This is a genomic window from Streptomyces sp. NPDC003300 (genome assembly GCF_040610915.1).
Classification (GTDB): domain Bacteria; phylum Actinomycetota; class Actinomycetes; order Streptomycetales; family Streptomycetaceae; genus Actinacidiphila.
In genome coordinates this window covers 24,595-40,378 of sequence record NZ_JBEXNE010000032.1, presented here as the reverse complement: position 1 = coordinate 40,378, position 15,784 = coordinate 24,595, and the positions used below count along the sequence as shown (strand labels likewise).

The window sequence follows — 15,784 nt, the reverse complement described above, 5'->3', positions numbered from 1 at the left end:
GTCGGAGGCGGGGGCGCGGGGGGCGCGGGTTAGGCGGACGCGCCCTCGTGGGTGTGGTCGTCCTCGTGGGAGGGGTCCCGGTCGTCCGGGCCGGGACCGTTCGGGCCGGGGCCCTCAGGACCGGAACCCTCGGGACCGGAATCCTCAGGGCCGGGGCCCTCAGGACCGGAGCCCCCGGGGCCGGGGCCGTCCGGTGTCGGGCCGCCCGAGGCCGGGGCCTCCGGGTCCGCCGGGGGCTGACGGGTGGTGACCGGGGCGATCTCGTAGGCCGTCGCGCCGTGCGGACCGGCTGCGGCCGCCGCCCGCTCCTTGGTGTGGGCCCTGAGGTAGCCGACCACCGTGTTGCCGACCGCGACCAGCGGCACGGCGACGACGGCGCCGCCGATGCCCGCGATCATCGAACCGGCGGCGACGGACAGGACGACGGCCAGCGGGTGGACGCGGACGGCGCGGCCGAGGATGAAGGGCTGGAGGATGTGCCCCTCGATCTGCTGGACGGCGAGCACGACGACCAGCACCATCAGCGCGGTGAACGGCCCCTGGGTGACCAGGGCCACGACGACCGCGATGAAGCCGGAGGCGACGGCGCCGACCAGCGGCACGAAGGACGACAGGAAGATGACCACGGCCAGCGGCACGGCCATCGGCACGCCGAGGAAGAAGATGCCGACGCCGATGAAGATGGCGTCGATGAGGGCGACTATCACCGTGCCGCGCACGTACAGGGTGAGGGTGCGCCAGGCGCGCGGACCGGCGCCGGCCAGCCCGTCCCTGGCCGCGTCGGGGAACAGCTTGAGGAACCAGTTCCAGATGTTCGGCCCGTCGTAGAGCAGGAACAGCGTGCTGAACATCGCCAGCAGTATGCCGGTGAGCAGTTCGACGATGACGGTGACGCCCTGGAGCCCGGCGTCGGTCAGCGCCTTGGTGTTGGAGCCGATCGCTTCCTGGAGGTTCTTGGCGACCTGGTTGATCTGGTCGTCGGTGACGTGGAAGGGGCTGTTGAGCAGCCACTTCTTCACCTCGTTGACGCCGTCCTGGAGGCTGGTCGACAGATTGCTGATGTTGTCCATCACCTGCCAGACCACGAACCAGCCGACCAGGCCCATGATGACGAAGCCGCCGACGAAGACCATGGCCGTCGCCACCCCGCGCGGCACACCGCGCCGCTTGAGGCGGGCGACGAACGGCTGGAGCAGCGCGGTGATCAGCAGGCCGGCGGTGAAGGCCAGCACCACGAGCTGTACGGCGCCGATCACCCGCATCAGCACCCAGACGGTGCCCGCGAGCACCAGCAGCCGCCAGCCGACCTCGGCGCCGACGCGCATGCTCCACGGCACGGCCGACACCGGATCGGGCTGCGGCGCGCGCGGCGCGGGCACGACGACGACGGGCGGGGGCGCGACGGCCCCGCCTCCCGCACCGGCGGCCTTCGCCGTACGCTTCCCGCCGCCCGGTTCGGAGGCCGCGTCGGGCGTGTCGGCCTCCCGGTCCGTACCGGCGGAGGGGTCGGTGGCGGGAGCGGCGTCCGAGGAGTCGCGGCGCGGGTCCTCGATCGCGGCGCCGACGCCGCGGCTCGCGTTCACCGCCGCCTGGCGTTCGTCGATCCGTCCGGCGATATTGGCCAGCCCGGAGGCCAGTACGGCGCTCCAGTGGCGCTTGTCCGGCATTGCTCTCCCCTGACCCCGTCGACCATCTGTGGAACTGCTGAGAATGACGATGTTATTCGCGAGGAGGGTTGCCTCCCACATCCTCCCCGCGCCTACCCCGTTCCGGGACACGCACAAGCCCCCGGCCCTGAGGGCTCGGGGGCTTGCGGAGAGATACCGCGCACTGCCGCCTGACGGCTGGGCGCCGTCGGCTCAGTAGTAGTTGTGACTCTGCCAGAACGACCAGGCGCCGCAGGGGCTGCCGTACCGGCTGTTCATGTAGTTGAGGCCCCACTTTATCTGCGTGGCCGGATTGGTCCGCCAGTCCGAGGCGACCGAGGCCATCTTCGAACCGGGGTTGGACTGAACCAGGCCGTACGCCCCGGAGGAGGGGTTGGTCGCCGTGTAGTTCCAGCCGCTCTCGCGGGAGACGATGTTGGAGAAGCACGCGAACTGGTCGCCGCCGACGATGGTCTGCGCCATCGCCTTGACCTGCGCCACCGTGTACGAGGCCGTGACGGGGAACGTGGCACGCGAGTCGCCACCGCCCCGGCTGGCGGCCTCTTCGAGCTTGCGCTGCTTCTCCTTGGCAGCCGCCTCGTCCGCCGCCTTCTTCTTGGCGGCGGCGTCCTTGGCCGCCTGGACGCGGGCGGTCTGCTCAGCGGACTGCCGGGCCGTGGCATCGGCGGCGTCCGACTGCGCCTGCACCTGCTCGGTCAGCGAAGCCTGCTGAATCTGCTGCCCAGCGGGAATGTCCGCAAGGAGGGTCGTCGTGCCGGCTGCTTCGACAGGCTCGGAAGAGCCCTGGTCGGCGCCCGACGCGACGCCTACGACGGCGCCCACAGTGGTGACCGCAGTGGCCGAAGCCACCGCGAGTCCCCGGACCGAGATCCGGCTCACACGGTTTCCTTCCAGCATCGCCCGATGGGTGACCTCACGGACGAAATCGTGCCCCTGGCACGGTCCCCTTCCTGCCGGTCCGCCAATACGGGCCGGTCGGTCACGGGGGCACTGGCCCGGTGCGAACTCCCGGAGGAGTCCCGCGTGGTGCTCGGGCGGCTCATGGCGGTCGATGTGGATTTGTGTGGAGCTGCTGTTCCCACACCCCTGAGGGTGTAGGAGTGCCATAAGCGGGGCCTGACAGCCTCACACCCTGCCGTACGCGGACGCCGCGCGGCAATTTCCGGTTGAGTGGCAAAGCTCACACGCTGCGGAGGAGGGTAAATCCGAGCGGCGGACCCCGTAAAACGCTAGGCTGCTGCGCCCTTCACGCCGGGCGCAGCAGCCTCAACTCACGCTATCACTCAGTAAATCCGGACACTTCAGGCCCCCCGCCATTCGGGGGCCGTGCCCCGGTCAGGCCCCGCCGTCCTCCAGCATCTCGGTGACGAGAGCGGCGATCGGCGACCGCTCGGAGCGGTTGAGGGTGATGTGGGCGAACAGCGGATGGCCCTTCAGCTTCTCCACCACCGCCACGACACCGTCGTAACGGCCCACCCGGAGGTTGTCGCGCTGCGCCACGTCATGGGTGAGGACCACCCGCGATCCGGCGCCGATCCGCGACAGGACGGTCAGCAGGACGTTCCGCTCCAGCGACTGGGCCTCGTCGACGATCACGAAGGCGTCGTGCAGCGAACGGCCCCTGATGTGGGTCAGCGGCAGCACTTCCAGCATGCCGCGCGCCACGACCTCCTCGATGACCTCCTTGGACGTCACGGCCGACAGCGTGTCGAAGACGGCCTGAGCCCAGGGGCTCATCTTCTCCGCCTCGCTGCCGGGCAGGTAGCCCAGCTCCTGGCCGCCGACCGCGTACAGCGGCCGGAAGACCATCACCTTGCGGTGCTGACGGCGCTCCAGGACGGCTTCGAGGCCCGCGCACAGGGCCAGCGCGGACTTGCCGGTACCCGCGCGCCCGCCCATCGACACGATGCCGACGTCGGGGTCGAGCAGCAGATCGAGCGCGATCCGCTGTTCCGCGCTGCGGCCGTGGATGCCGAACGCCTCGCGGTCGCCGCGCACCAGCCGCACCCGGCCGTCCTCGGTGACCCGGCCCAGCGCCTTGCCGCGCTCGGACTGGAGCACCAGGCCGGTGTGCACCGGCAGCTCGGCCGCTTCGGGCAGCGCGATGGACTCCTCCGCGAAGAGGGTGTCCACCTCGTCCGCCCCGACCAGCAGTTCCTCCATTCCCGTCCAGCCCGAGGTGATCGCCAGCTCGGCCCGGTACTCCTCGGCCAGCAGGCCGACGGAGGACGCCTTCACCCGCAGCGGCAGATCCTTGGAGACGACGGTGACGTCGTACCCCTCGGCCTGCAGATTGCGGGCGACCGCCAGAATGCGCGAGTCGTTGTCACCGAGCCGGAATCCGGCGGGGAGCACCCCGGGATCCGAGTGGTTGAGCTCGACACGCAGCGTGCCACCGACGTCACCGATCGGAATCGGTGCGTCCAGACGGCCGTAGCGGATCCGGAACTCATCCAGCAGCCGCAACGCCTGGCGGGCGAAGTAGCCGAGTTCCGGGTGGTGGCGCTTGGCTTCCAACTCCGTCACCACGACGACCGGCAGCACAACCTCGTGCTCGTCGAAGCGGGCGATGGCATTGGGGTCTGCGAGCAGCACGCTGGTGTCGAGTACGTACGTGCGCCGGTCGTTGTCACGGCGATTCTTGCTGGTCACCACGTGTGGACGAACCCCCTCGGGAGAGGTCGAACTGCGGTACCGGCAACCATGGGCCGGATGCCGGTCTCCCAGTGATATGCCCTGGAAAACCGTTGCCCATGCGAATGCATATGACAGTCATCCGACGGTCATCGCCCGGTCACCGACCGCTCACCGGCCATTACGCGGGAGAAACCGGCCTCCGCACGCCGTCGTCGAGCCCTCGCGGCACCGGATTCAGGCCGCCCCCACGCCCCCCGTACGGCCCACACCGCGCCCCGCGCGGCAGGGGCTCCACGGGGTCTTCCGTACCGGCGCGCCGGTACGGAGTCGTCAGGTGCCGTAGCGCCGGTGCCTGGCCGCGTAGTCGCGCAGCGCCCGCAGGAAGTCCACCTTGCGGAAGGCGGGCCAGAAGACCTCGCAGAAGTAGTACTCCGAGTGGGCGCTCTGCCAGAGCATGAAGCCGGACAGCCGCTGCTCCCCCGAGGTGCGGATCACCAGATCCGGGTCGGGCTGGCCGCGCGTGTAGAGGTGCTCCGAGATGTGCTCGACGTCCAGGATCTCGGCCAGGTCCTCGATGGTGGTGCCGCGCCCCGCGTGCTCGTGCAGCAGCGACCGTACGGCGTCGGCGATCTCCTGCCGGCCGCCGTAGCCCACCGCCACGTTCACCAGCAGGCCGCCGAGCGCGTGCGTCTCCTGCTCGGCCTCCTTGAGCACCGACTGGGTGTGCGCGGGCAGCAGGTCCATGGTGCCCACGTGGTGCACGCGCCAGCGGCCGGTCGCGGCCAGTTCACGCACCGCGTCCTCGATGATGCCCAGCAGCGGCACCAACTGGTCGGCGGGGCGGTCCAGATTGTCGGTGGACAGCAGCCACAGCGTGACCACCTCGACACCGGTCTCCTCGCACCAGCCGAGCATTTCGGAGATCTTGTCGGCCCCGGCCCTGTGCCCCTGCTCGGGGCTGCCGCCGGACGCCTTGGCCCAGCGCCGGTTGCCGTCCAGGATCACGCCGATGTGCTTGGGGCCCTGCGCCACGTCCAGCCGGCGTTCCACCCTGCGGGAGTACAGCCCGTACACCAGGTCGCGCAGATTCATCGCACACCAGCCCCTCCTGGGCCTGTCGCCCGGCGGCCACACTACTGCGCACAAGGGCTCGCGGACGAACCGGGGAGGCGGGGCCGACACCCCCGCGTGATAAGCAGAGACCGTGAATATTCGTTCCCTTTACCGCGCCTCCGACGAGCGCTACGACTCGATGGAGTACCGCAGGACCGGCCGCAGCGGCCTCAAGCTCCCCGCCGTCTCCCTGGGTCTGTGGCACAACTTCGGCGACGACCGCACCCTGGACTCCCAGCGCGCCATCCTGCGCCGCGCGTTCGACCTCGGCGTCACGCACTTCGACCTCGCCAACAACTACGGCCCGCCGTACGGCGCCGCCGAGGCCAACTTCGGCACCCTCTTCGCCCAGGACTTCCGGCCCTACCGCGACGAACTGGTCATCTCCACCAAGGCGGGCTACGACATGTGGCCCGGACCGTACGGGGAATGGGGCTCGCGCAAGTACCTGCTGTCCTCCCTCGACCAGTCCCTGTCCCGCATGGGCCTCGACTACGTCGACATCTTCTACTCCCACCGCTTCGACCCCGACACGCCCCTCGAAGAGACGATGGGCGCGCTGGCGACCGCCGTCCAGCAGGGCAAGGCGCTCTACGTCGGCATCTCCTCGTACGGTCCCGACCGTACGCGCGAGGCCGCGCGCATCCTGCGCGAACTGGGGGTGCCCGCGCTGATCCACCAGCCCTCGTACTCCATGATCAACCGGTGGATCGAGGACGAGGGTCTGCTGGACGTCCTGGAGGAGGAGGGCATGGGCTGCATCGGCTTCGTGCCGCTCGCCCAGGGGCTGCTGACCGACCGTTACCTCGGCGGCATCCCCGAGGGGTCGCGGGCCGCCCAGGGCAAGTCCCTCAACCCCGGCCTCGTCAACGACGAGACCATCGGCCGGCTGCGCGCCCTCAACGACATCGCCGCCGCGCGCGGCCAGTCGCTCGCCCAGCTCGCCCTGTCCTGGGTCCTGCGCGACCCCCGCGTCACCTCCGCCCTCATCGGCGCCTCCTCCGTCGCCCAGCTCGAGGCCAACGTCGCCGCCGTCGGCGCCGCCCCCCTCACCGCCGAGGAGCTCTCCTCCATCGACGCGCACGCGGTGGAGCCGGAGGGGGTCAACCTCTGGTCGGTCAGCAGCGAGGCCTAGCCTGCGGCTCGCTTCCGTTTAAAGGGGGTGCCCCCTTTCGCCCCTCACCGGGCGGAGGGGGGCACCCCCCTTTCTGTCGGGGCTCGGGCCCCGGGCCTGCGCGGCTGCGCCGGGCGGTATGCCGAGTTTTCAGGGGCGCGGGGAACTGCGCGGCCGGCCACGGCGATGGCTGCGGGTCACCACCGGGCCCGGAGGGGCAGTTCGGTGGTCTCCCGACCACCGGGCCGGTGGGGGCTGAGCGCGCAGTTCCCCGCGCCCCTGGGGGGGCATCGTCTTGCGGAGGGCGGGCGGACAGGGGGGCGGGGGTCTGAGGGGGGCTCAGGGGGTGAGCAGGAGGGCGGTGAGGGTGCCGAGGAGCATGAAGGGCCCGAACGGCAGTGGGGTCTTGCGGGTGGCGCGCCGAGTGGCGATGAGGGCGAGGCCGATGAGGGCGCCGAGGGCGAAGCCGAGAAACGTGCCGGTGAAGACGGTGGGCCAGCCGTACCAGCCGAGGGCGAGGCCGAGGGTGGGGGCGAGTTTGACGTCACCGAAGCCCATGCCGGCGGGGTTGACGAGGAAGAGGAGCAAGTAGACGAAGCCGACGGCGAGGGCGCCGAACAGGGCGCGCGGCCAGGAGCCCCGGTGATCGGGGAGCAGGGCGGCGAGACCGAGCAGCGCGGCGGTGCCGAGGAAGGCGGGGAAGGTGAGGACGTCCGGGAGCCGGAAGACCTTGAGGTCGACGCGGCCGAGGACGAGGCCGACCGGCACCAGCAGGAGCCAGACGACGAGTTCGGGGTGGGCGCCCACCCTGACGGCCAGTCCGGCGCAGGCGAGCGCGCACACGAGGGCGAGGACGACGGCGGGCCCGTAGGAGCCGTAGGAGCCGCGCTCGGCGCAGCGCGGGCAGCGCGCCGGTCCGAGCCAGCCGCGTATGCCCTCGGGCAGCGGGTGACCCTCGGGGCAGTGCGCCGCCCACGGCTCACCTGAGGGGACGGCCAACCGGTAGGCGGCGCGCGGCAGCGGCAGGCCGCTGACGATTCCCCACACGGCGGCGGCCACGATCGGATAGACATGCACCGGGCCGACCGTACACGGCCGCCGCGGACCCGTAACGGGGCCCGTACCGCGTCACCTGCCGCCTGATCGAGCACCCCGGGGAGTGGCCATGCGCCGACGTTGGCGAGACGGTGACGGCACGCTGCGGACGCCCGACGCCGAGGTGCCGCTGCGGGTCGCCGCGTCGTACCGGGCGCGGACCCGCGGACTGCTCGGCCTGGACGGGATCGAGGGCGCCCTGCTGCTGACCCCGGCCTCCAGCGTGCACACCGTACGGATGCGGTTTCCGATCGACGTCGCCTATCTGGACCGCCGGCTGCGCGTCCTGGCCGTCCGTACGATGCCGCCCGGCCGCGTCGGCCGCCCCCGGCTGCTGGCCCGGCACGTCCTGGAGGCGGAGGCGGGCGCACTGGCGCGGTGGGGGGTGCGCAAGGGGGTGCGGCTGGCGGCGGACGTGGGCGAGGGGCCGGACACGCCCTAGCGGTTCGGGTCGGTGGCGAATTCGATGCTGTCGATGATCCGGCGCAGGAGCATCGGGTCGGCCGCGCCGTCGGCCGTCCAGGCGCGGACGGTGACCGGGTGGCCCTCGTAGTCGTGCAGGCGGACCTCGACGCGGGCGGCGGGGCGGCCGTCGGGGGCGGCCTGGACGTAGCTGAGGACCTGGCCGGGCTGGCCGTCGAAGTCCAGCGACTCCTTGCGGGCGGTGGCGAGGGCGGTGGCCGTCGCCTTGTCGGGGGGACCGCCGGCGCCCGGATTGGCGCTGACGGCGACCTCGGCGTCCGTACGGCCGTCAGGGCCGCGCAGCACCGCCCCGCCGCGCACGTCCTGCCAGGTCTTGGGGACCGCGACCGCCAGCGGGTCGGCCCGCAGATAGCGCCAGCCGTCCGGGGCTCCGGCGCCGACCGAGCAGGCGGATTGGGTGGCCAGGACCAGGCAGGTCAGGGCGGTGCCGGTGAGCGAATACCGGCGGCTTTTCGCCGTTTTGTTCCGCATGCGGGCAATCTACGATGCGGCGGCCCGCATCTCCTTGATAGGCATGCGGAATGCCCGCGACCTCTTCCGCCCGTTCCACCCACGAGATCGGCCGCCTCCGCGACCTGCCCACCGACGACTCGCTGTGCCGCTGGGCGGCGCAGGATCTGAGCGCGGGCCGGGCCTTCGTCCGCGGCGCGGCGGTCGCGGTGGCGGCGCCGAATCTGTCGCTGCTCGACCGGCTCGCGGTCACCGGCCCCGCGGACGACGCCGTCCCGCTCGTACGCGAGGTGCTGCGCGAGGTCGGCCCGAGCTATCGGCCGCTCGGCGACCGGGAGTTGATCGACACGTTCGTGCGCGCGGTGCCCTCGCTGCGGCCGGTGGCCGGTTTCGGCTGGATGGACCGTACGGGGCCGCCGGTCGGGCCCGTCCCCTCGGGAGACGGTTCCGCGCGGTGGCTTCCGGACAGCGCCGCCCCGGAGGTGGGTGCCCTGCTGGACACCGCCTTCCCCGCCTCGTACGCCTACCCCGGCCGACCCGGCGCGCGGGACCGGTGGGCCGGGGCCCGCGTGGACGGGCGCCTGGCCGCGGTCGCCGCGCTCACCTGGTGCGCGCCGACGGTCGGGTACGTGGCGGGGGTCGCGACCGCCGCGGCGGCGCGCGGCCGGGGGCTGGCCCGCGAGGTCTGCGCGCTCGTCGTCGCGGAGGCGCTGGCCGTTCACGGCACCGCCGCCCTGATCGTCGACGACTCCAACGCCCCGGCGCTGCGGCTCTACCGCGGCCTGGGGCTGGCCTACCGGCCGCTGCGGGCGGCGGGGGTGGAGACGGGCTGAGGGGGCGTTCGGGGGGACCCTGCGGGGGCGGCCTATGGGGGCCGCGCGCGTGCGGTGCCAGGTGCGGTGCGGGCGCGGGTGCGGGAAAAGAAAAACGGGCCGGTTCGCAGGGGGGGGAGAGCGAACCGGCCCGAGGGGGGGAGTTACACCGTACCGCGTCAGAGCGACCGCTCAGCACGTTACGCGGCAGGTGGCGTGAAAGTGATCTCGACGCGGCGATTCTGGCTGCGTCCGGTTTCGGACGAATTGTCGGCAATCGGGTAATCCTCGCCGTACCCACGGACCTGAAACGTGTGGGACGGGTCACCGGCGCTGCCCATTTCCGTTGCCAGGACTTGGTAAACGGCGTCGGCGCGTTGCTTCGAGAGCACCATGCCGTGCTCGGAGCTGCCGAGATTGTCCGTGAACCCGAACACCCGGATGGGTGACGTCACATGGCGTGCGGTGATGTCGTCCGCGATGGCCTGGATCCGCGAGGTCGCCGTGGGCGACAGCACGGCGCTGTCCTTCTTGAACAGCACCTCCGACTGGAGCGCGTAGGTGACCGTCGAGTTCGACGTCTCCTGCCGCTGCTCCGGCTGGCTCGCCTTCGTCGACGACTCGTCCGTCACGGACACGATGTCCAGCACCTTCGCCGGCGCCAGCGTCGAGCCCTCCGGCAGCCTGAGTCCTGGCGAGGTCGGGTCGATCCGCACGGGGGCCGTCGGCGTGCTGTCACCGGCCGTGGGCGGCGGATTCGTGTCGGCCACGGCCGCGGTCCCCCCGGCCACCGTCCCGGCGGCCAGCACGAGCACGATCACCACACCCGCGGACAGGGCGGCCCGCTGACCTCCGGCGCGGGATGCCGCCCCGGGCGGCGACGCGTTGCGCTTCATCGTCCTCACCCCTCCGAGATCGTGATCTTCGCGGGCGGCATCGTCGGCAGCTCGAACGACACTTGGGTAGTGGCTTCCGGCGGGGCGGGGAACTGGGCGAAGAACGGGCGGGATTCCTTGGGCTGGACACTCAGCAGCTTCATCGTGCACAGGCACTTGCCGTCCGTGTCGCGCAGTACGTAGTAGCGCTTCTTTCCGGCTTCGTCGACGAGGACCGCGCCCGCGACGGACGCGCCGGACGAGGACAGCGCGGTCTCGTTGCCGACCCAGTTGTCCGCGTTGAAGATGTTCGTGCCGTTGTTGGTGACAACCCCCTGGACCGTGACGAATCCGCCGGAGTCCCGCACGGCCGAGTTGATGGTGACCTCGATGTCCCTCTCGCCCTTGATCTGGGCGAGGATCTGGGTCGCGGTGGCGCTCGGCGCGGCGGTGTCACCGCCACTCGATCCAGGGTTCTTCGACGCGCTCGCGGAGGTGGACGGCTTGTTGTCCGCCTTGTCACCGCCGCCGCCTCCGCCACCGCAACCCGCCAGCGTGATGGCGGCACCGGCGGCGAACGCCACCGCAATCGTCGCCCTGCGCCCGTATCGCATCGTTCCCCGTTCCCTCATCGCTCGGCCGCCGTCACTTGCTCAAGTGGACGGTGTAGAAGGTCGACAGGTCCAGCACGAAGCCGCCCGCCGTCGGATCGACCGTCACATGGTCGCCGTTGCAGATGAATCCGATCGCGTTGCCGTCCTTGTCGCCAAGTCCGCAGCGCGGTTCGACCACCGCGGTGGCGGTGGCCTTGGCGTGCTTGGTCTCGGTGCCGTCGACCACCGAGGTGCCGACCGTGCCCAGGGTCGTGACGGAGACGGTGTATCCGAGCGGTACGCCGGAGGCCCGGCCGCAGCCGTCCGGAGCGTCCACGGCGGCATCGTTCTGCCCGGCGTACGAGGACGCGGCAGCGCACGCCTCCGCGTCGTGCGCCCCCAAATTCGCCAGCAGTTTGCCCAGTTGGACGAGGTCGCCCGAGGTCAGTGCGGCGAGGAAGTCGGCGGACGCGGCATCACGGTCCGCGCGAGCGGCGGCAAGCGCCGCCGAATCCGCCGCGGTCTGGGCGGAGTTGCGGACGACCGCGGCCTGGCCGACCGCGAAGTACGCGAAGGCCAGGAAGAACAGCGCGGCCATGGACACGATGTAGATGCCGAGGGTCTGACCGCGGTCATCCCCGAACCGGCCTACTTGCCGTTTCCGGCGGTGATCTTGTCGATCATCGAGTTGATGCTGTCCTTGATCTTCGTGCCGATGTCCGTCGTCCCCGCCAGCACTCCGATGATCACCGCGATCACCACCGCGATCCCGAGATACTCGAACGACGTCTGACCCCTGTCGGCCGACCCGTCCGCCGACCGGTCGGCGATCCGGGCCGCGAGTCTGTCCGTGCGGTCGCGCAGCCAGATCTCGGTGTCCGTGTAGCGCCGGACTACCCACCTGTTCATCATCGTTCGCCCCATTCTTCGTCACCTGACGGATGCGTGCGACGGCCGCGTTCCACCTGTCGGGGTAGGTGTCCACGGCGCACCGCCTCTCGCTGGTCGTGTTGCCGTCCGCAGCGGATCGGTTCTGATTGCAGGTGCAAATATGGTTGCGAATGCAAAGGTACACCCGAACCTCGGACATCCGCAGCCCGTTCTGCGCCAATTGGCGCTTACAGCATGCCGGTTGATCACACTGTGTGGCCAGCGGATCACGGTAATCGCCAGGTCATCAACCGCTCATCTCCGGTCATCGGCCGCCGTCTCCGCTCATCGTCACCGGTCACGCGCCCGCCGCGTCCGGCGGCCACGACCGTCATCCGCCCCGTCATCCGCCGCTGCCGAAAGTGTCGCCGAACTGGATGTGGGAGCCCATGATCGTGCCGGTGATCAGCAGGATCATGGTCGCCGGGACGAGGATGGTGGTGATGACGCCGGTGGCGCGCGGGACCATGCGGGCGGCGCGGCGGCGGGCGTTCTGGGCCTCGGTGCGGCGCATGTCGTTGGCGATCTGGAGGAGGGTGCGGGCGATCGGGGCGCCCAGTTCCTCGCCCTGCTGGAGGGCGGTGACGAACTGGCCGACCTGGTCGCTGCGGTTGCGCCTGCGGAGCTGGTCGAAGGCATCGCGGCGGCTGACGCCGACGTCCATCTGACGCAGGGCGACCCGGATCTCGTCCGACCAGGGGCCCTGGTACACGGCGTTGACGCGTTCCAGGGCCTGGCGGAAGCCGAGGCCCGCGCTGACGACGACGGCGAGGACGTCGAGGAAGTCGGGGAGGGTGCGTTCGATGTCGTCGCGGCGGCGGCGGACGGCCAGCCAGATGCCGAGGTCGGCCCACCACCAGGCGTACGCGGCGAGCAACAGGGCCAGGATCCAGTGCCCTTGGACGAGCAGCAGCAGGGCCGCGAAGCCGCCGAGGCCGCCGTAGACGGCGCGGCGGGCGGCGTAGCGCTCCACGGTGAGGCCGTGCGGGTGGCCCGCGTGGTCGATCCGGGCGCGCATTTTGGCGATCCGGGCCGGGCCCATCATCCGCATCACCATCGGCGCCCAGCGGATGCCGATCCGGTCGATGGCGTTGCCGGTACGGGTCGTCCGGGTCCTGCCGACTTCCAGGGCGAGGGCCAGGTCGTCGGGGAGCTTCACGTCGGCGCGCAGGAGTGCGACGGCGTGGACGACGCCGACGACGCCCGCGGCGACGACAGCCGCCAGGACGAGGCCGATCAGGAGCATCGGGAATTCCCTCCGGTCACCGGCCGGTTGCCGCGTGAGGTGTGCACGGTCGCGGTCATACGTCGATCCTCGACATCCGGCGGATCAGCGCGAAGCCGACCACGTACAGGCCCAGCGCGACCAGGACGCAGATCCGGCCGACGGTGGAGCCGGTCATGGCGCTGAGTGAGCCCGGCATGATCTGGTTGAGGAGCAGCAGGGAGCCGATGCCGATGACCGGGACCGCGTAGGCGGTGACGGTGACCTGGGACATCTGGGTGCGGATCTCGCGCCGGGTCTCCTTGCGCTCCTCCAGGGTGACCGTGAGGTTGCGCAGCGACTCGACGACGGAGCCGCCCGCGCGGCTGGAGAGCACCAGCGTGGAGACCAGCACGACCAACTCGCGGCTGGGCAGCCGCTGTTGCAGCTCGGCCAGCGCGTCCTCGATGGAGTGGCCCACCGCCATCGCGTCCGCGACCTGCTTCAGCTCCTCGCCCGCGGGCGCGTCCAGCTCCTCCGCCGCCATGGAGACGGCGGTGCGCAGGGCGAGCCCGGCCTGGGTGGCGTTGGCCAGGACGCGTGCGAGCTCGGGGAGTTGGGCGATGAAGCGCTCGGTACGGACGCGGCGGCGCCACTCCAGGAAGCTGTACGCGGACCAGCCCGCGATGAGTGCGGCGATCGGCCCGAAGAAGGGGGCGAGGACCGCCGCGGCGAGCACCCACGCGACGAGGACGACGCCGATCGCGGCCGCGGTGAACTGACCTGGCGTCAAGTTGGTCCCGGTGGCGGCCAGTCGGCCCGCGAGGCGCTGGCCCCAGGCGTAGCGGCGTACGCGGCGGTCGAGTCCGGCGAAGGCCGATTCGCGGGGGCCGCCGCCGAAGTCGCCGGCGAGCCGGTCGACGAGCGCGGCCCGGTCGGCCCTGCCGCCGCGCCAGGCGTGGCCGCCCCACACGGCCAGTGCGAGGGCGAGCACGCTGACGCCGAGGACGAGCAGCGGGTACGGTCCCGAGGCGAATCCGGGGCTCGCTGCCAGGTGTGGAAGACCGCTGCCGGGCGGGGCCGCGACCGCCGTCAACTCTTGCGGAATGGCGGTCACTTCGCCTCCCTGCTGTCGAGTTCGAGTTCGCTCGCGCCGATGCCGAAGGCGGCGGGTACGTGTTCCCCGGACAGGTAGAGCCGCTCGGCGATCTCGCGCGGGACGGGCCGGTGTTCGTACCAGCCGCGGACGATGCGGTCGACGCCGAGTGGTTCCGCGCGGAAGCGGGTCGCGGAGGTGAGGCGGAAGACGTCACGGCCGCGGGAGGACAGGACGGCGATCTCGCCGATCCTGCGGGTGCCGTCGATGTGGCGGTTGAGCTGGACGAGGACGTCCACGGCGCTGTTGATCTGGTCGCGCAGCGCCTCGAAGGGGATCTTGACCTCGCTCATCGACGCGAGCGTCTGGAGCCTGAGCACCGCGTCCTCGGCGGAGTTGGCGTGCACGGTGGCCAGTGAGCCGTCGTGTCCTGTGGACATCGCCTGGAGCATGTCGAGGGTCTCGCCGCCGCGGACCTCACCGACGATGATCCGGTCGGGGCGCATCCGCAGGGAGTTGCGTACGAGGTCGCGAATCGTGATCCGGCCCTCGCCCTCGACGTTGGGCGGGCGCGACTCCAGCCGGATCACATGCTCCTGCTGGAGCTGGAGTTCGGCCGCGTCCTCGACCGTGATGATCCGCTCGCCGTCGGGGATCAGCCCGGACAGGGCGTTGAGCAGCGTGGTCTTGCCCGAGCCCGTGCCGCCGCTGACGATGATGTTGCACTTCGCGCGTACGAACGACGAGAGCAGCAACAGCATGTGCTCGTCCAGCGTCCCGAGCGCGATCAGCTCCTGGAGCGTGTACGCGCGCGGGAAGCGGCGGATGGTGAGCGTGGGTCCGGTCAGCGACAGCGGCGGGATGATGACGTTGACGCGCTCGCCCGACGGCAGCCGGGCGTCGACCATCGGATTCGACTCGTCCACACGGCGGTTGACGGTGGAGACGATCCGCTCGATGGTCTGGAGGAGCTGTTCCGCCGACGAGAAGCGGGCGGCGACCGCCTCGACCCGGCCGCCGCGCTCGACGTAGATCTTGTCGGGGCCGTTGACCATGATCTCGGTGACGGTGGGGTCTTCGAGCAGCGGTTCCAGGATGCCGAGGCCGAGCGCCTCGTCCACCACGCGGCGGATCAGCGCGGCGCGTTCCGCCGTGGACAGCACCGGGCCCTCGCGGCTGATGATGTGGCCGAGCACCCGTTCCAGCCGGGCCCTGCGCTCGCCCGGCGCGAGCGCCGACATCTCCGCGAGGTCGATCTCCTGGAGCAGTTTCGCGCGGTAGACGGCCACCATGTGGCCTTCCTGCGTCTGCGGGGTCGCCTCTTCGACGGCGAGGCGGGCACGGAGGCTCATCGTGTCGTGTCCTCCTTCGGCATGGTGGCGGAGCGCTTCACGGGGTCGAAGAAGCTGACGCCCGGCAGGACGGACGGGACCTTCACCGTGGCCTGCGCGGTCACGGTCGTCGTGTCGGACGTCGTGAACCGGATCGTCGCGGTCAGCCAGTCGCTCACCGCCGCCTGGCCGGCCTGCTGGCCGGCCGCCTCTCCCCCGTTCGGGCCCGCCTGCGCGGCGGTCCTGGCCGCCGTACGGGCCGCTGTGCCGGCCTGTTCGCCGCAGTACGCGACGAGGCCGAGTTGGATGCCCGCGAGGGCGATCAGGAGCAGGAACGGGAGCATTCCGAGGTATTCGAGCGACGCCACTCCCCGGTCCCGGGCG

At 71.4% G+C, this 15,784-nt stretch carries 16 protein-coding genes and 1 pseudogene; 3 read left to right on the top strand and 14 right to left on the bottom strand.

The features are described from left to right. Nucleotides 1–29: 29 nt before the first annotated feature. From ABZX65_RS31845 to ABZX65_RS31830, 4 genes are all read right to left on the bottom strand, one after another. Nucleotides 30–1,667, bottom strand: coding sequence for an AI-2E family transporter (locus ABZX65_RS31845; RefSeq protein WP_355347910.1), 1,638 nt, complete (start codon nt 1,665–1,667; stop codon nt 30–32). A gap of 192 nt (nt 1,668–1,859) precedes the next feature. Next, a complete protein-coding gene (locus ABZX65_RS31840; RefSeq protein ID WP_355347907.1) occupies nt 1,860–2,564 on the bottom strand; it encodes a transglycosylase SLT domain-containing protein in 705 nt (234 codons plus the stop codon). A 438-nt stretch (nt 2,565–3,002) separates the two neighbouring features. Further along, nucleotides 3,003–4,322 carry a PhoH family protein gene (locus ABZX65_RS31835; protein WP_355347904.1) on the bottom strand — a complete coding sequence of 440 codons (1,320 nt, stop codon included), beginning with the start codon at nt 4,320–4,322 and terminating at the stop codon, nt 3,003–3,005. A gap of 312 nt (nt 4,323–4,634) precedes the next feature. Beyond that, nucleotides 4,635–5,396 (bottom strand): isoprenyl transferase, encoded by a 762-nt coding sequence (locus ABZX65_RS31830; RefSeq protein WP_355347900.1) that lies wholly within the window; start codon nt 5,394–5,396, stop codon nt 4,635–4,637. 112 nt (nt 5,397–5,508) lie between these two features. Here ABZX65_RS31830 and mgrA point away from each other — a divergent pair, with 112 nt between their 5' ends. Beyond that, the gene (gene mgrA / locus ABZX65_RS31825; RefSeq protein ID WP_355347898.1) at nt 5,509–6,552 is read left to right on the top strand and encodes an L-glyceraldehyde 3-phosphate reductase; all 1,044 of its coding nucleotides are present in this window, start codon (nt 5,509–5,511) and stop codon (nt 6,550–6,552) included. A 318-nt stretch (nt 6,553–6,870) separates the two neighbouring features. Here mgrA and ABZX65_RS31820 read toward each other — a convergent pair whose 3' ends face one another. Continuing rightward, complete coding sequence (locus tag ABZX65_RS31820) at nt 6,871–7,608, bottom strand: A24 family peptidase (protein WP_355347895.1); 738 nt, start codon at nt 7,606–7,608, stop codon at nt 6,871–6,873. 88 nt (nt 7,609–7,696) lie between these two features. Between ABZX65_RS31820 and ABZX65_RS31815 the strand changes: the two genes are divergently transcribed. After that, nucleotides 7,697–8,068 (top strand): DUF192 domain-containing protein, encoded by a 372-nt coding sequence (locus ABZX65_RS31815; RefSeq protein WP_355347892.1) that lies wholly within the window; start codon nt 7,697–7,699, stop codon nt 8,066–8,068. On the opposite strand, the gene ABZX65_RS31810 is transcribed toward ABZX65_RS31815, so the two are convergent. Continuing rightward, nucleotides 8,065–8,580, bottom strand: coding sequence for a hypothetical protein (locus tag ABZX65_RS31810; RefSeq protein ID WP_355347889.1), 516 nt, complete (start codon nt 8,578–8,580; stop codon nt 8,065–8,067). The genes ABZX65_RS31815 and ABZX65_RS31810 overlap by 4 nt on opposite strands. A gap of 50 nt (nt 8,581–8,630) precedes the next feature. Here ABZX65_RS31810 and ABZX65_RS31805 point away from each other — a divergent pair, with 50 nt between their 5' ends. Next, nucleotides 8,631–9,392: a GNAT family N-acetyltransferase gene (locus ABZX65_RS31805; protein WP_355347886.1), complete on the top strand. Its 762-nt coding sequence runs from the start codon at nt 8,631–8,633 to the stop codon at nt 9,390–9,392. Nucleotides 9,393–9,571: 179 nt separating this feature from the next. On the opposite strand, the gene ABZX65_RS31800 is transcribed toward ABZX65_RS31805, so the two are convergent. The 8 genes and pseudogenes from ABZX65_RS31800 to ABZX65_RS31765 all read right to left on the bottom strand — a co-directional run bounded on the left by ABZX65_RS31800 (nt 9,572) and on the right by ABZX65_RS31765 (nt 15,768). Then, nucleotides 9,572–10,192 (bottom strand): OmpA family protein, encoded by a 621-nt coding sequence (locus tag ABZX65_RS31800; protein WP_355347883.1) that lies wholly within the window; start codon nt 10,190–10,192, stop codon nt 9,572–9,574. A gap of 80 nt (nt 10,193–10,272) precedes the next feature. Then, nucleotides 10,273–10,860: a hypothetical protein gene (locus ABZX65_RS31795; RefSeq protein WP_355347880.1), complete on the bottom strand. Its 588-nt coding sequence runs from the start codon at nt 10,858–10,860 to the stop codon at nt 10,273–10,275. 31 nt (nt 10,861–10,891) lie between these two features. Beyond that, nucleotides 10,892–11,455, bottom strand: a pseudogene (locus tag ABZX65_RS31790) (pilus assembly protein TadG-related protein); the annotation flags it as partial. A gap of 32 nt (nt 11,456–11,487) precedes the next feature. Further along, on the bottom strand, nt 11,488–11,748 hold the full coding sequence (locus ABZX65_RS31785; protein ID WP_355347877.1) for a hypothetical protein: 261 nt from the start codon (nt 11,746–11,748) through the stop codon (nt 11,488–11,490). A 364-nt stretch (nt 11,749–12,112) separates the two neighbouring features. Beyond that, the gene (locus tag ABZX65_RS31780) at nt 12,113–13,015 is read right to left on the bottom strand and encodes a DUF5936 domain-containing protein (protein ID WP_355347874.1); all 903 of its coding nucleotides are present in this window, start codon (nt 13,013–13,015) and stop codon (nt 12,113–12,115) included. A 55-nt stretch (nt 13,016–13,070) separates the two neighbouring features. Then, entirely contained in the window at nt 13,071–13,988 is a 918-nt protein-coding gene (locus tag ABZX65_RS31775) for a type II secretion system F family protein (protein WP_355348002.1), read from the bottom strand. Between the two features lie 98 nt (nt 13,989–14,086). Beyond that, complete coding sequence (locus ABZX65_RS31770; RefSeq protein WP_355347872.1) at nt 14,087–15,421, bottom strand: CpaF family protein; 1,335 nt, start codon at nt 15,419–15,421, stop codon at nt 14,087–14,089. Beyond that, nucleotides 15,418–15,768, bottom strand: coding sequence for a TadE/TadG family type IV pilus assembly protein (locus ABZX65_RS31765; protein WP_355347869.1), 351 nt, complete (start codon nt 15,766–15,768; stop codon nt 15,418–15,420). Before ABZX65_RS31765 ends, ABZX65_RS31770 begins: the two co-directional genes overlap by 4 nt. Between the last annotated feature and the right edge of the window lie 16 nt (nt 15,769–15,784).

Coding starts and splice junctions, on each gene's coding strand:
- ABZX65_RS31770 (WP_355347872.1), bottom strand. CDS start 15,421: ATGAGCCTCCGTGCCCGCCTCGCCGTCGAAGAGGCGACCCCGCAGACG.
- ABZX65_RS31840 (WP_355347907.1), bottom strand. CDS start 2,564: ATGCTGGAAGGAAACCGTGTGAGCCGGATCTCGGTCCGGGGACTCGCG.
- ABZX65_RS31795 (WP_355347880.1), bottom strand. CDS start 10,860: ATGCGATACGGGCGCAGGGCGACGATTGCGGTGGCGTTCGCCGCCGGT.
- ABZX65_RS31805 (WP_355347886.1), top strand. CDS start 8,631: ATGCCCGCGACCTCTTCCGCCCGTTCCACCCACGAGATCGGCCGCCTC.
- ABZX65_RS31845 (WP_355347910.1), bottom strand. CDS start 1,667: ATGCCGGACAAGCGCCACTGGAGCGCCGTACTGGCCTCCGGGCTGGCC.
- ABZX65_RS31785 (WP_355347877.1), bottom strand. CDS start 11,748: ATGAACAGGTGGGTAGTCCGGCGCTACACGGACACCGAGATCTGGCTG.
- ABZX65_RS31830 (WP_355347900.1), bottom strand. CDS start 5,396: ATGAATCTGCGCGACCTGGTGTACGGGCTGTACTCCCGCAGGGTGGAA.
- ABZX65_RS31780 (WP_355347874.1), bottom strand. CDS start 13,015: ATGCTCCTGATCGGCCTCGTCCTGGCGGCTGTCGTCGCCGCGGGCGTC.
- ABZX65_RS31815 (WP_355347892.1), top strand. CDS start 7,697: ATGCGCCGACGTTGGCGAGACGGTGACGGCACGCTGCGGACGCCCGAC.
- ABZX65_RS31810 (WP_355347889.1), bottom strand. CDS start 8,580: ATGCGGAACAAAACGGCGAAAAGCCGCCGGTATTCGCTCACCGGCACC.